The sequence below is a fragment of the Sulfitobacter sp. KMM 9851 genome (genome assembly GCF_057178245.1).
Map to the genome: position 1 here is coordinate 3,015,113 of NZ_CM169991.1, position 14,603 is coordinate 3,029,715.

Annotated in this window: 14 protein-coding genes; 5 read left to right on the forward strand and 9 right to left on the reverse strand. The window is 63.5% G+C overall.

Going from position 1 to position 14,603, the window contains the following annotated elements; genetic code table 11:
* Nucleotides 1-40: 40 nt before the first annotated feature.
* From AC1965_RS14960 to AC1965_RS14980, 5 genes are all read right to left on the reverse strand, one after another.
* A complete protein-coding gene (locus tag AC1965_RS14960) occupies nucleotides 41-3,442 on the reverse strand; it encodes an efflux RND transporter permease subunit (protein ID WP_483884643.1) in 3,402 nt (1,133 codons plus the stop codon).
* A complete protein-coding gene (locus AC1965_RS14965; RefSeq protein WP_483884644.1) occupies nucleotides 3,443-4,891 on the reverse strand; it encodes an efflux RND transporter periplasmic adaptor subunit in 1,449 nt (482 codons plus the stop codon).
* 203 nt (nucleotides 4,892-5,094) lie between these two features.
* A complete protein-coding gene (gene moaB / locus AC1965_RS14970) occupies nucleotides 5,095-5,622 on the reverse strand; it encodes a molybdenum cofactor biosynthesis protein B (protein WP_483884645.1) in 528 nt (175 codons plus the stop codon).
* Complete coding sequence (locus tag AC1965_RS14975) at nucleotides 5,619-6,233, reverse strand: LysE family translocator (RefSeq protein ID WP_483884646.1); 615 nt, start codon at nucleotides 6,231-6,233, stop codon at nucleotides 5,619-5,621. Before AC1965_RS14975 ends, moaB begins: the two co-directional genes overlap by 4 nt.
* Entirely contained in the window at nucleotides 6,226-7,020 is a 795-nt protein-coding gene (locus AC1965_RS14980) for a uracil-DNA glycosylase (protein ID WP_483884647.1), read from the reverse strand. The genes AC1965_RS14975 and AC1965_RS14980 overlap by 8 nt, the downstream gene beginning before the upstream one ends.
* A gap of 129 nt (nucleotides 7,021-7,149) precedes the next feature.
* Between AC1965_RS14980 and AC1965_RS14985 the strand changes: the two genes are divergently transcribed.
* The 5 genes from AC1965_RS14985 to plsY all read left to right on the forward strand — a co-directional run bounded on the left by AC1965_RS14985 (nucleotide 7,150) and on the right by plsY (nucleotide 11,436).
* On the forward strand, nucleotides 7,150-8,097 hold the full coding sequence (locus AC1965_RS14985) for an aspartate carbamoyltransferase catalytic subunit (protein ID WP_483884648.1): 948 nt from the start codon (nucleotides 7,150-7,152) through the stop codon (nucleotides 8,095-8,097).
* Between the two features lie 118 nt (nucleotides 8,098-8,215).
* Nucleotides 8,216-8,749, forward strand: a complete 534-nt coding sequence (locus AC1965_RS14990) for a hypothetical protein (protein ID WP_483884649.1) — start codon at nucleotides 8,216-8,218, stop codon at nucleotides 8,747-8,749.
* A 146-nt stretch (nucleotides 8,750-8,895) separates the two neighbouring features.
* The gene (locus tag AC1965_RS14995; protein WP_483884650.1) at nucleotides 8,896-9,336 is read left to right on the forward strand and encodes a hypothetical protein; all 441 of its coding nucleotides are present in this window, start codon (nucleotides 8,896-8,898) and stop codon (nucleotides 9,334-9,336) included.
* Nucleotides 9,337-9,538: 202 nt separating this feature from the next.
* Nucleotides 9,539-10,828 (forward strand): dihydroorotase, encoded by a 1,290-nt coding sequence (pyrC, locus tag AC1965_RS15000; protein WP_483884651.1) that lies wholly within the window; start codon nucleotides 9,539-9,541, stop codon nucleotides 10,826-10,828.
* Nucleotides 10,828-11,436 (forward strand): glycerol-3-phosphate 1-O-acyltransferase PlsY, encoded by a 609-nt coding sequence (gene plsY, locus AC1965_RS15005; RefSeq protein ID WP_483884652.1) that lies wholly within the window; start codon nucleotides 10,828-10,830, stop codon nucleotides 11,434-11,436. The genes pyrC and plsY overlap by 1 nt, the downstream gene beginning before the upstream one ends.
* Before the next feature lie 61 nt (nucleotides 11,437-11,497).
* Here plsY and AC1965_RS15010 read toward each other — a convergent pair whose 3' ends face one another.
* The 4 genes from AC1965_RS15010 to AC1965_RS15025 form a co-directional block, all read right to left on the reverse strand.
* Nucleotides 11,498-11,770 carry a hypothetical protein gene (locus tag AC1965_RS15010; protein WP_483884653.1) on the reverse strand — a complete coding sequence of 91 codons (273 nt, stop codon included), beginning with the start codon at nucleotides 11,768-11,770 and terminating at the stop codon, nucleotides 11,498-11,500.
* Nucleotides 11,771-11,850: 80 nt separating this feature from the next.
* Complete coding sequence (locus AC1965_RS15015; protein ID WP_483884654.1) at nucleotides 11,851-13,221, reverse strand: glutamate--cysteine ligase; 1,371 nt, start codon at nucleotides 13,219-13,221, stop codon at nucleotides 11,851-11,853.
* 60 nt (nucleotides 13,222-13,281) lie between these two features.
* Complete coding sequence (locus AC1965_RS15020; protein ID WP_483884655.1) at nucleotides 13,282-13,809, reverse strand: hypothetical protein; 528 nt, start codon at nucleotides 13,807-13,809, stop codon at nucleotides 13,282-13,284.
* 70 nt (nucleotides 13,810-13,879) lie between these two features.
* The gene (locus AC1965_RS15025; RefSeq protein WP_483884656.1) at nucleotides 13,880-14,599 is read right to left on the reverse strand and encodes a 16S rRNA (uracil(1498)-N(3))-methyltransferase; all 720 of its coding nucleotides are present in this window, start codon (nucleotides 14,597-14,599) and stop codon (nucleotides 13,880-13,882) included.
* Nucleotides 14,600-14,603: the final 4 nt, after the last annotated feature.

A 14,603-nucleotide genomic window follows, 5' to 3' on the forward strand; every position in this document is an offset into this window, starting at 1 on the left:
TGCGTACGGTCGAAACAGCGGGCAGACGGCAGCGCTATGTCTACGGCCTGTACCCCGCCCGTGGCACACGGCGCGTCAGCGCAAATCCGATTGCACCCACGGTATAGCCCAGAAATGCCAGCCCCGCCGCCCCTGCCAGAAACAATGCCAAGCCAGCTGACACCCCAGCCCCCGGCCACGCCGCCGCCAGTACCGGGTGCAGCGCACCAAACCACCACAGCCAGCCCAGCGTCATCGCGCCCCAGCCCAGCACCAACGCCCCCAGCAGCAGCAGCCCCCAGCGCAGCGCGGCGACCGGCGCGCGCAGGCCCCGGCGCAGCGCCGCCATCTGGCGCGCCACGTCATTCTGCATCGCCACAAGTGCCGGCACGACCAACAGCACCAGAAACATGCCAAAGCCCAAGCCGTAAACCAGAGTGATCACCGTCGGCTTCAGAAACTGCGCCTGCTGGCTTTGTTCATAAAGCAGCGGCGCCATGCCAAGGACGGTTGTTGCCGTGGTCAGAAACACAGGGCGCAACCGATCTGCCGCACCGTCAATGATCGACGGGATCACGCCACGTGTCTCGGCGTATTCGTCGATTGTGGTGACCAATACGATGGAATCGTTGATTATGATCCCCGTCATCCCCAACAGCCCCACCACTGTAAACATGCTGAGCGGCACGTCCCACAGCGCATGGCCATAGATCGTGCCAACCAGACCAAAAGGAATGATCGCCATCACCACCAAGGGTCGCGTCCACGACCCAAATACCCACGCCAGCACCAGGAATATGCCTGTCAGACACAGGATCAGCCCGGTTGCCGCGTCGGTGAGAAACTCATCCTCCTGCGCGCTTAACCCATCGAGCCGGAATTCCACCTGCCGCGCGCTGGCGATCGTCGGCAAGATGTCATCCTGCAGGGTCGCGGTGATCTCGCTTGCGCGCGCCGGGTCGTCTTCGGATATGTCGCCTGTGACCGAGATCAGCCGTATCCCATTTTCGCGCCGCACCGTGCTGAAACCGGTGCGCCGGGTCACACTGACGATATCGGCCAGCGGCACGTAATCCCCCCCCGGCGTGCGCATCAAAGTGCGCTCCAGAAAATCCGCTGTCAGTTCGCCCTCGGGCAGCTCCACCCGAATGGTAGCCGACCGCGGCCCATCGGGATAGCTCGCCGCTTCGATCCCACCCAGACGCGCGCGCAGCACCCGGCCCAGCGCGTCGATGGTAAAGCCCAATGCCTGCCCCTGCGCCGTCAGATCAAGGATCAGTTCTTCCTTGTCATAGGCCAGATTGTCCTGCACCGCGCTGACCTCAGGGTACTGCCGCAAGGCCGCCTGCAAATCTTCGGACGCGGCCTTGAGCACATCGGTGTCGGCCCCGTAAAATTGCACATCCAGCGCATCCCCACCCGGGCCCGAGCGCCAGCTGCGAAAGCTGACGACCTCGGCCAGCGGATGGTTCACCACGCGCTCTTGCAACTCTGCGACAAAGGCAAAGCTGGAATAGGGGCGCAGATCGGCGTCGATCAGTTCGATCGAAATGCCGCCCAGCAAATCGGCATCTTTCGCTTCGGCCCCATCCAACCCCCGCCCGGCGGTGCCCCCGATCTGCGCTATCACGTAATCCAGCGGATTGGCGCCATAGCGCTCGGCGTAATCAGCACCCAAGGCTTCGGCAGCGCGTTGCATTTCACGCATCATCGCCAAGGTGTCCGCGCGGGTCGCGCCTTCGACCATGGCGAAGTTGCCGGTCACGCTGCCGCGCTCGGGTGCGTTAAAGAACCGCCACTGCACGTCGCCCGATATGAACAACGCTGCCTGACTGGCCAGCACCGCTATGGCCCCCGCCAGAACAACATAGCGCGCGGCAATCACGCCGGCCATGAAGGGGCGGAACAGCCTTTCGCGCAGCCAGACAAAGCCGCGATTGACCACGCGGCTGGGCAGGTCATACCAGTGTTTCTCGCGCGCCGCGCGCATGGCGTGGGCCATGTGGTTGGGCAGGATCAGAAAACATTCCACCAGCGATGCCGCCAGCACTGCAATCACGGTAAATGGGATATCCTTGATCAGATCGCCAAAGCGCCCGCCCACCGCAACCAGTCCGAAAAACGCGATAACCGTTGTCAGTGTCGCAGCAAAGACCGGCATCGCCATGCGCCGCGCCGCGTTTTCCGCCGCTTCCATCGCGCTTTCGCCGTAGGTGCGGAACCGGTGATCGGCGTGTTCTCCCACGACGATGGCATCATCCACCACGATCCCTAGCGTGATGATCAGCCCAAAGAGCGAGATCATGTTGATGGTGATGCCGCCCACATACATCAGAGCAATCGCTGCCGCCATCGACACCGGAATGCCGGCGGCCACCCAAAAGGCGGTGCGCGCGTTCAGGAACAAAAACAGCAGCGTCACCACCAGCGCCAGCCCTGTCAGGCCGTTGTCGATCAACAGGGTCAACCGCCCGGTGATCGCCTCGGCGCGGGTGCGGATCAGCTCGACGGTGACCTCGGCTGGCAGGTTAGCCTTCAGCGCCGCCGCGACCTCTTCGACACGTGCCTGAATTGCGATGGCATCGCCCCCGTCCGACCGATCAATCCGCACCGACATCGCCGGGTGTTCACCCACGAAATAGCTTTCCTCGCGGTCCAGCCCTTTGGCCCGCACGGTGGCCACATCGCCAATGGTCAGGGTCGACCCGTCCGGGTTGCTGCGCAGCACAATCCCCGCGATCTGCTGGGCGCTGCGCTTGGCGACGCCGGTACGGACCCGCGCCGTGCCACCGCCGACGTCGCCCGCAGGGTCGGCATCCACCTCTGCCGCGATGGCGGCGGCAATTTCGGCCATGCTGACGTCATGGGCGATGAGTTGCGACGACGGTACCTCGATCAGGGTCTGTGGCGCCGCCACCCCCTGCACGCTGGTGCGCGTGACCCCTGCGGCGAACAATCGGGTTACGAATTCATCGGCAAACCCACCCAGTTGAACCACCCCCACCGGGCCGGTGATCACCACATCTGTCACGCGGTCACGCCATACGCCGCGCCGCACTTGGGGGTCTTCGGCCTCTTCGGGGAGGCTGTCGACGGCATCGACCGCCGTCTGCACGTCGTTGGCGGCACGTGCCATGTCCCAACCGGGCTCAAAATCCAAGGTGATCGTGCCACGCCCTTCGCGCGACGACGCGGTCGACCCCTCGACGCCTTCGATGCTCAGCAACACAGGCTCCAGCACCTGCACGATGGCACGGTCCACATCTTCGGCGCCAGCGCCCTGCCAGACGGTTGTGACCGCCACATTGTCGACGATCACATCGGGAAAGAACTGCGCCCGCATGTTGGGCGCGGCGGCGGCACCGGCCACCAGCAACAGCACCAGTAAAAGGTTCGCCGCCGTGGGGTGGCGCGTGAAATACGACAGCAGCCCGCCCGCAGACTTAGGGATACCGCGCGCCATCTAGCCCCCCATGCGGCTTTCGATCCGCGCAATCACACTGGCCGGCACCTCAGGCTCTGCAAGGGCTGCCAAGACACGCGCCTTGGCTTCCTGCGGCATCCGGCTGTTGCCTTGGACAAAGGCCACCAGCGCAGCGCGCCGCGCGTCGCTGAGCGTGACCATCTCGGGCGCGGCAGGCTCGGCGCCCTCGGGGCGCAGCGCAGTCACTGCGATCCCTGCCCCCAGCAAGGGCGAGCGCGCCTCGACCACCTCGCGGCCCAGGATCGGACCGCGCACCAGCACATCATCGCCCTGTCGCCGCAGCAACGTCACCTGCACCACCTCAAGCCGATCATCCGCCAGCACCAGCACCTCGCCCGCCGCATCAAGGGCCGAGGCCGGCAAGCGCACAACCCCTTGCAACACAGGCTCCTGCACGCGGACGGTCACAAAATCACCGGGTCGAAACCCCGCACTGCTGTCCAGTGTGGCAAAGATCAACCGGCCCGAGACGCCTTCACCCGCCGCCGCACTGGCGCGGGTGATCTGCCCCTTGGCCTGCAAATCGACGCCCAAGACATCCAGTGTCGCGGTCACCTCTGTCGGTATCAACTGCCCCGCATCATCCAGCAGTCGAACATATTGCGCGGTCGATATGCGAAACGACACTTCCAGATCGTCCGGGTCGATCAGCTCTGCCAATCGCTCATTCGCCGAAACCAGACGTCCCACGACCACATTGGTCGCCGACAGTCGCCCGTCAAAGGGCGCGGTCAGGCGCGTGTCCCCCAGCCGCCGCTCGGCCTCGGCCAGGGCAATCTGCGCGCGGGCAAGGCCGGTTTTGGCCTGATCCACCCGCGCCTCGGCCTGTGTCGCGGCCTGCCTGCGCGACAACACGGCCTGCCGCGCGGCAGAGGCGGCCAGTTCCGCGGTTTCGGTCGCCGCCGCCGTCCCGACGCCGCGCTCTGCCAGGCCGCGCTGACGGTCAAACGCCGTTTCGCGCAGCACTGCCTGTTCCTGCGCCGCAGCCAGTTCATCACGCGCAAGATCAAGCCCGCGCGCGGCATCGCGCCCCTCAGCTTCGGCATCGGCCACATCATTGCGTGCGCGGTCCACCGCCGCCTGCGCCTCTGCCGGATCAAGCTGCACCAGCACCTGCCCCGCGCTTACTGCGCCGCCGTCCTCAAACCCTTCGGCCAGATCCACCACCCGCCCGGCCTGTGCCGCGCGCAGTTCCAGCAACCTGCGGCTTTGGACCTCGCCAAAGGTCTCGAGCGCGGGGGCGATGTCTTCCGCTTTGGCCAGCGTCACATTTACTGCAAACACCCGCTCGCGCGCGGGCGGTGCCTTGCTGTCCTGTGCCATACGCACCTGGACGGCGCTTGCAATCATCTGCCCCGCGACCACCAGCAGCCCCAAGGCCGCCGCCGCCAGAAACAGTCCCACCATGCTTTGCCGCAAAAAACGCATATCGTTCCGATCACAAAAACGCGGGCCAGAGCGCGCAGAATAACTTAACCCAAACTGGTCTAAACCCAAGTCACATATCTGATACGCAGGCCCATCCCACTTCCGTCGCTGGTATCTTCATCTTGCACGATAAACCTCCGGGGGGTGGGGGGGGGGCGGCGCGCGCGACACATGGTGGGGGGGGACGCCGCAGACCTCGCCCCTCATTTGCGCCGTAGATGTTCGTCCAGACGGGGCATGATCTCGACAAAATTGCAGGGGCTGTGACGGTAATCCAGTTGTTTCACCAGTATCTCGTCCCAGGCATCCTTGCAGGCGCCGGGCGAGCCGGGCAGCGCAAACAGATAGGTGCCCTGTGCCACGCCGCCGGTTGCCCGGCTTTGTACCGCGCTGGTGCCGATCTTTTGCATGGAGACAATAGTGAACACCGTGCCAAAGGCGTCGATTTCTTTTTCGTAAACATCGCGGTGCGCCTCAACGGTGACATCGCGGCCCGTCAGGCCAGTGCCGCCTGTGCTGATCACCACGTCAATCTGCGGGTCCGCGCACCAGCCCCGCAGGCGCGCTGCGATATCGCCACGGTCGTCCGTGACGATGTCGCGCGCGGCCAGATGATGCCCTGCCGCCGCAATCCGCGCCACCAACACATCGCCAGAGCGATCGTCGGCGAGGCTGCGGCTGTCCGAAACGGTCAGCACCGCGATGCGTACGGGAATAAAATCTCGGGTCATGCGCGCTCCATCACAGCCAGACGTGCGGCCAAGGCCACGAATATGCCGCTGCTGACATAGCTAAGCATCCGGCCCCCACCAGCCAATCGCCGCCCCAGCCCGGCGGCGAAATATCCCACCGCGCCATTGATGATGAACCCACCCAGCGCCAGCACCGCGCCAAAGATCAGGAACTGCCCCAGCACCGATCCAGCCTGTGGCACGACGAACTGCGGCACAAAGGCCAGCACGAACAGGATCACCTTGGGGTTGGTCAGATTGACGATGAACCCGGTGCGAAACGCCCGCCGGGCGCGCAGCGCCGGGGCCGCATCACGCGCCGCGCTTGTCGGGCGCAACGCCTGTGCCGCGAGATAAAGCAGATAGGCCACGCCGATCCAGCGGATCACGTCAAAGGCCCAGGGCAGTGTCGCCACAAGCGCACCCAGCCCCAGCCCGGCCAGCGCCACATGCACCATTCCGCCGGCGGACACCCCGGCACTGGCTGCAATCGCCGCGCGCGGGCCAGAACGGATGCCCTGCCCAAGGCAGAACATCATATCCGCCCCCGGCGTCAGGTTCAGCGCCAATGCGGCCGGGATAAAAGCCAGTAAGGTCAGCGGGTCAACCATCGCGCAATCTCGCCTTGAGGCTCAGAAGGTCGGCCCAGGTCTCGCGCTTGGCCTCTGGGGTGCGCATGAGGTGGGTCGGGTGAAAGATCGGCAGGGCCGGCAGGCCGCAGGCCTCGGCCCAGGTGCCGCGCAACCGTGCGATATTGGGCGCGCCCAGCAGCGCCTGACAGGCCCAGCGGCCCACCAGCAGCAGCGCTGCGGGCTGCGCCAGCGCGATATGGCGCGCCAGAAAGGGCCGCATCAGGGCCAGTTCATCGGGTCTGGGGCTGCGGTCCTGCGGCGTGCGCCATGGCAGCGCGCTGGTGATATAGACATTGCTGTCGCGCGACATATCAATTGCCGCCAGCATCCGATCGAGCAACTGCCCCTCGCGCCCGACAAAGGGTTTGCCGGCGCGGTCTTCTTCGCGGGTGGGGCTGTCACCGATCACCATCAAACGCCCCCCCTCAACACCGTCCGAAAAGACCATATTGCGCGCGCCGTTGCGCAACTCGCAGGGGTCAAAGGCGGCAATCGCGGCGCGCAATTCCTCTAGGCTGGTCACGGTGGCGGCTGCCCGGGTCGCCAGATCAACCGGGTCCACCTCGGTGCGGGCGGCCTGCCCGGCAGCGGCAACCGTGGCAGCAGCAACGCTCACCGGATCAACCGCTTCGGGCTTGGGCGCCGCCTGCGCCTTTTGGGGCAGGGCGTAGCGGTTCACCGGCGCATCACAAAGCGCCTCTGTCGCGCCCAGTTCTACCTGCCAGGCCAGAAGTGCGACCGCCTGATGATACTCAACTGATTCCATACTCGGCAGCTTACGCGCTGGCTGTCGCAATCAAAATCCCCGATCTGACCGCATCGCGCGCGCTTCACCATCTTGCCGCGCCCGCCCTCGACCGCCTATAAGGCCCCAACAGAAAAGGGACCGCGCGATATGTCATTTTCCCACCGCCACCTGCTTGGCATCGAACAGCTTTCCCAGACTGACATCACAACATTGCTTGACCTGGCGGACACCTACGCCAACCGCAACCGCCAGCCCGACAAACATTCGGACGCGCTGCGCGGGCTGACCCAGATCAACATGTTCTTTGAAAATTCCACCCGCACGCAGGCGAGTTTTGAAATTGCCGGCAAACGTCTGGGGGCGGATGTGATGAATATGGCGATGCAGGCGTCGTCGATCAAAAAGGGCGAGACCCTGATCGACACGGCCCTGACGCTGAACGCGATGCATCCCGACCTGCTGGTGGTGCGGCATCCGCAGTCGGGCGCCGTCGATCTGCTGGCGCAGAAGGTAAACTGCGCCGTGCTCAACGCGGGCGATGGCCGCCATGAACACCCAACCCAGGCCCTGTTGGACGCGCTGACGATCCGCCGCGCCAAGGGGCGGCTGCATCGGCTGAGCATCGCAATCTGCGGTGACATTGCACATTCCCGCGTGGCGCGGTCCAACATCATGTTGTTGGGCAAGATGGAAAACCGCATCCGCCTGATTGGCCCGCCGACGCTGATGCCCAGCCAGATTGATCAATTCGGTGTCGAAGTTTTTGATAACATGGCCGAAGGGCTGGCAGATGTGGACGTGGTGATGATGCTGCGCCTGCAACGCGAACGGATGGATGGTGGGTTCATCCCGTCGGAGCGCGAGTATTATCACCGCTTTGGATTGGACGCCGAAAAACTGGCCCATGCCAAACCCGATGCCATCGTGATGCACCCCGGCCCGATGAACCGCGGTGTCGAGATCGACGGCACCCTGGCCGACGACATCAACCGCAGCGTCATTCAGGATCAGGTCGAAATGGGTGTCGCCGTGCGTATGGCCGCGATGGACCTGCTGGCGCGGAACCATCGCGCGGCGCAACACGCACCCGCGTAAACCACGCTGCCGCCGAAGCCACGCTGCCGCCGAAGCCACGGAACCGCGCCGCCGGAACCCGCGTTGACCCCGTGTGATCAAGACGACCTGACGAGGAAGCCCCAAACGAGGAAGCCCAATGCCGCCCATCGCCGTGCCTGCCCATGAAATCGGAAAGATCCGCATCTTTTCGCTGTCACTATCCGATGACGAAGCCCGCGCGCTGAGCGATGACGCCATGGCGCAGGCCGAAGCCCTTGGCGTTATGCGGGTCGACGCCAGCTGGATCGAAGTCTTCCCGGTGTCCGATCTCGACAGCTTTGGCCTGGTCGGCTATCTGCGCGAGGGCAACGATGTCGTGCCAGAGCAGATTGAACGCGACCGCGCCAAGCTTGCCGCCCTCGAAGGTTGGGTGATGATCGTCTATTCCGCCGCGTTTCCAACACAGCCTCAGTCTCTGCAACCGGTATCCGCCCTGACGCTGATCGGCAGCTACGACGAAAACCGCCCCGAAACCCCGACCGCCCCCATAACGACCGAGGCCGCCCGCCCCTATAGCGGCACCGCCCGCAACACCCCCGCCACCCCGCCACGCGGCGCACCGGGGCGGGCCATGGTGATCCTTGGACTGATCGTACTGTCGGGGCTGTTGCTGTGGTGGGTTTTGCGATAACTCTGCGACTATCCGCGCGGCGCGCAAAACGCTAAGGTGATCCCATGCAGGAACCCGAACCCGATCCGAAAATGTCTGGCCGCATCGCGATGATCGCATTGCTGGTCGCCTTTGGCGTGGTGGGCCTGATGCTGTGGGTCGGCTAGATGGACGACGCGCTAAGCTGGGCGCCGCAGCGCGCCGTATTTGTGCGCCGCAGCCTGCGCACGGCGGTCATAACTTTTGCCGCACTTGCCTGTGTCGGGTTGGGGACATCGCTGGCATTTGATCTGCCGTTGTCATGGATTACGCCCACGGCGTTCCTGCTGAGCCTTGGGTTTCTCATTGAAGATTTCATGCGCTGGCGCACCCGCCGTTTTGACCGATGGCAGATCAGCGATCACCAGTTACGCCATGACGGCCCCGATGGCCGCGCGAGTGTGCCGCTGTCGGAGGTTGCAACTGTGTTTGCGCGCTTTGGCAATCGGGTTGTGATAGAACTTCATTCCGGCCAGCGTGTCATGCTGCGCGATTTGCCCTACCCCGTCGAAACCGCGCGCCAAATTGAGGCCGCGCGTCTGGCCGATGGCGGCAAAGTGGGGGGATAGGTCGCAGACCTGCGCCTGCCACCCAGGGATGTCCGCCCCCAAGTGACATTCCGCACTGGGGGGCCAGCCCCCGCCAGGAGTATATCTGGTTAAAAAGGTTGGCAGAGCGCTGTGGCGTTTACAAAGAGTCCTTGGCTCATCTGTCGAATTGGGGCATGACTGCCGCGCACATCCGCGCCCCTGACGACAAAGGCCCGCCGCCATGACCCAGCTTTTCACCAACCTGCGCCTGATTGATCCCGAAGCGGGCACAGTGACCGAAGGCGCGCTGGTTGTATCGCAGGGCAGGATCACCGAGGTCCTGCGCCAGCCACCTGCCAATACCGACAGCTTTGCGCCTGAGGATATTGTGGATTGCGGTGGCAAATATCTGGCGCCCGGCATTATCGACATTGGCGTCAAGGTGTGTGAGCCGGGTGAGCGGCACAAGGAAAGCTATCGCTCTGCCGGGATGGCGGCAGCGGCGGGCGGGGTGACCACCATGGTCACGCGCCCGGATACCGATCCGGCCATAGACAGCCCCGAAGTTCTTGAATTTGTCACCCGGCGCGCCAACGAGGTGGCCCCGGTGCATGTGGTGCCCATGGCGGCGCTGACCAAAGGCCGCGCGGGCCGCGAGATGACCGAGATTGGTTTCTTGATGGACGCCGGGGCCGCTGCCTTTACCGATTGCGACCGTGTGGTAACGGATACCAAGGTATTTTCACGCGCGCTGAGTTATGCCCGCAGTCTGGGGGCGCTGGTGATTGCACACCCCCAAGAGCCGATCCTGAGCCAGGGGGCGGCGGCGACATCGGGCAAGTTTGCCTCGCTGCGCGGCTTGCCCGCCGTATCGCCCATGGCCGAACGCATGGGGTTGGACCGCGACATTGCGTTGATCGAGATGACAGGCGCAAAATATCACGCGGACCAGATCACCACAGCGCGCGCCCTGCCCGCGCTGGCCCGCGCCAAGGCGAATGGGTTGGACATCACGGCGGGGGTCGGCATCCACCACCTGACGCTCAATGCGCTGGACGTGGCCGATTACCGCACGTTTTTCAAACTCAAACCGCCGTTGCGCGACGAAGAAGACCGCGTGGCGGTGGCCGAGGCGGTGGCCTCTGGCCTGATCGATATTATCTGTTCCATGCACACGCCGCAGGACGAGGAATCCAAACGTCTGCCGTTTGAAGAAGCCGCCAGCGGTGCCGTGGGCCTGGAAACCCTATTGCCTGCCGCGATGCGGCTGGTGCACGCGGATGTGATGGATCTGCCGACGCTCTGGCGGGCGCTGTCGCTGAACCCGGCCAAGCGGCTGGGTCTGCCGGGGGGGCGCATCGCGGTCGGCGCGCCTGCCGATCTGGTGCTGTTTGACCCCAACGCCCCCTTCGTGATGGACCGTGCAACACTTCGGTCGAAATCACGCAACACTCCGTTTGACGGGATGCGGATGCAGGGTAAGGTGCTGGCAACTTATGTTGCAGGCAATTGCGTATACAAGGCGAACTGATGCCCCCTATTGAAAATTCTATCGACGTGCTGATCCTCTGGTCCGTGCTGGGATATATCATCGGTTCCATCCCGTTCGGCATGGTTCTGGCGCGGCTGATGGGCCTTGGCAATCTGCGCGACATCGGCTCTGGAAATATCGGTGCGACCAATGTGCTGCGCACCGGCAACAAGACGGCCGCGGCGCTGACACTGCTGCTTGACGGGGCCAAGGGCGCGGTTGCCGTGCTGCTGGCGCGCAGCTTTGCGGGCGACGACGCGGCGCAACTGGCGGCCTTGGGCGCGATGATCGGCCATTGCTACCCGATGTGGCTGGGATTTCGCGGCGGCAAAGGGGTGGCAACGTTCCTCGGCATCATGCTGGCGCTGGCCTGGCCCGTGGGCTTGGGGTGCTGCATTGCCTGGGCAATCGCCGCAGCAACAACGCGCATTTCGTCAATGGGCGCGCTGGCGGCGGCGGCGGCGTCGACCTTTTTGCTGGTGTTCCTTGGCTATGGCACGGCGCTGGTACTGGGTATCACGCTGACTGTGCTGGTGTTCTGGCGCCACCGCGACAACATCCGCCGCATCCGCGCCGGGACGGAATCAAAAATCGGCCAAAAGGCCTAGGCTTTGACGCGGACAGGTGCCAGGCAAACGCCCGGCCCCTGTCCTGTCTCACCTTAGCTTCTTAGCTGTTGCGGGCCTCAAGAATGTCGGCCGTGCGCTTGGTATTTTGATAAATGCCCAGCCCCAGATACATGAAGCCTGCGACCATGATCAGGTATATGAACCCGCCGATCAGGATCAGCAGCCCCGCCAAAAAGCCGTTCATCCCCAATTGCGATGACGCAGCCCCGCCGCTTAGCATCGCCCCGCCAGCGGCAATGACGATGGCGATTGCAGCAATAATAACCACAACATTGATCACCATCTCAAGCGACCGGATAAAAAAATCACGCATAATATGTCCCTCGTTTTGTGTTAAAAGTGGCTCACGATAGCGTGAGATCACGAACCACTCAAACAAAACCCGACAGGTGATCAGTAGGAATAATCTGCGTAGATCTGCGTGAGATCGCCGTTCCACTTGCCATGGTAATCTGCGAGCAGATCGTCGGCAGGGACCCGGCCTGTCTCGACGCTGTCTTTCAGCGCATTCAGGAAATGGGTTTCATCAGGAACCAGCCCGCCTGCACCGGTGCGCGCACGGTTTTTCAGGCCCAATTCGGCCAAGGCCAACGTTTCGCGCGCGATGTCATGCATCTTGATGCCCGAGACCTCTGCCTGCAAACCATCGATACTGGCCGCCGTCCGCAGCGCATCGTGCTGGGCGGGCGTCCAGTTTTTCACCAGATCCCAGGCACCATCAAGCGCGTCTTGATCATACATCAGCCCCACCCAAAAGGCGGGCAGTGCGCACAGACGCCGCCACGGGCCACCATCAGCGCCGCGCATTTCGATAAACTTTTTCATCCGCGCCTCGGGGAAAGCCGTCGTCAGATGGTCGGCCCAATCGCTCAGCGTCGGTGTCTCGCCGGGCAGCGCGGGCAGCTTGCCCTGCATGAAGTCGCGGAAGGATTGCCCCAGCGCGTTGATGTATTTGCCATCGCGGTAGACAAAATACATCGGCACATCCAGCGCGTAATCCACCCAGCGTTCAAACCCAAACCCATCCTCGAAGACAAAAGGCAGCGTGCCGGTGCGCGAGGCATCCAGATTACGCCAGACCATGCTGCGCAGGGACTTGTAGCCGTTGGGTTGACCTTCGGAAAATGGCGAATTGGCAAAGAGCGCGGTGGCCACGGATTGCAGGGCAATCGCCACGCGCATCTTTTGCACCATGTCCGCCTCTGATCCGAAATCGAGGTTGACCTGTACCGTGCAGGTGCGCCGCATCATTACCCGACCCATGGTGCCCACCCGGCCCATGTAGTCATTCATCAGCTTATAGCGGCCCTTGGGCATCAGATCCATTTGCTCATGGGTCCAGATCGGAGCCGCCCCCAGGCCGATGAAACCGACACCGATTTCATCCGCCACATCCTTGACCTCGCGCAGGTGCACATTCACCTCATCACAGGTCTCATGGATGGTCTCGACGGGTGCGCCCGACAATTCCAGTTGCCCGCCCGGCTCAAGGCTTACATTGGCGCCGTCTTTTTCCAGACCGATAAGCTTGTCGCCTTCCAGTACCGGCGCCCAGTTGTGGCGGTCGCGCAGCCCCTCCAGCATGACACGAATAGACCGCTCACCCTCATAGGGCAGCGGTTTGAGCGTGTCCTTGCAGTAGCCGAATTTCTCATGCTCGGTGCCAATCCGCCAATCTTCTTTGGGCTTGCAGCCGTCAGACAGATACTGCGCCAATTGGTCGTGATGTTCGATCGGGCCACCGCCGGATTGAGGAATGGACATGGGGGTAGGCTCCGTTCTTGTTTTACTGCCTCGAAGGGATGGGCGGAATTCCGGGGGGTGTCAATGCAACACGGCATGTGCAGGGCGGGTCGCCTCGCGTTCCCAAATCACAACCGCGTCATGTCGGGTCTTGCGCAATTCGAACAGCATCCGTTCGGTGCGCAGGCCCGGCAGCACGGCAAAGGCGTCGAACAGGGCGTCCGACCCTGCGGCATTCACCGGGATCAGCAGGGGGGCGGCGTCTTTCGGCTCCAGCCGCCAATGGGCCGGGAACAACTGGCGATCCAGACTAAGCCGCTGCAATTCACGCAAGGATACGGTGCCGCCGGTCAGAGGACCAAAATAGGTGATCTCGCCCTCGTCGACCTGCACCGCCCCAGCGCCATCATCCGCGCCGCGAAATCGGGCGCGCTGTGCCCCCAGCCAGACCAGCGCCGCCCCCAGCGCCATCAACCCATAGCCGGGGAACGCCAACAGCAGCCCCGGTCCGATCACCAGCCACAGGCCCAGCACCGCCAAGGCGCCCCCCACCAGCGCCTCGCGCCAGCGCCAAAGTCCAGCCTGCGCTTCGGGACGCAAGAAACTCATGTCACCGCCCCGCCTTGTTTGGACCAAAAATACCCGCCGTCGGAGGCATCAAATCTCTTTTGCACCACTATCACCAATCCCCCAATCGCTGCTGCCAGACGGTCATCGCCGCGACGGCCGCCGTATCGGCCCGCAGGATACGCGGCCCCAAGGATACCACATGCGCGTGCTCGACCCCATGCAGACGCGCGCGTTCCTTGTCAGAAAAACCGCCCTCTGGCCCAATGAGGATCGCCCAGGAACCGCCAGCAGTGGCGGGCAGCGTGCCAGTTTCGCCAGCCATGGTTTCATCGCAGAACATGATCTGGCGCGTCTTGTCCCAGCCTTCCAGCAGTTTGGCCAGCTTCACCGCCTCCGCCACCTCAGGCACATAGGTGCCGCCACATTGCTCGGCGGCCTCGGTGGCGTGGGCTTGCAGGCGGTCGCGCTGTACCCGGCCTGCATTGGTAAACTCTGTCATCACCGGCACGATCCGCGACGCGCCCATCTCGGCCGCCTTTTCGACGATGAAATCCGTGCGCGCCTTTTTGATCGGGGCAAATAGCAGCCAAAGGTCGGGTGGCATTTGCAACGGGCGGGTCTGGACAACGCAGGCCAGAACACCGCCGCGTTTGCCTGCCTCGGCTATCTCGGCCAACCATTCGCCATCGCGGCCATTGAACAGCAACACCTGCCCGCCCACGGCCTGCCGCATCACCCCAAAAAGATAATGCGCCTGATCGCGGTTCAAAGGAACTGTTTGCCCCTGCCCCAAGGGCTGATCTACATAAAGTCTGATTTTCGCATTCATGGGC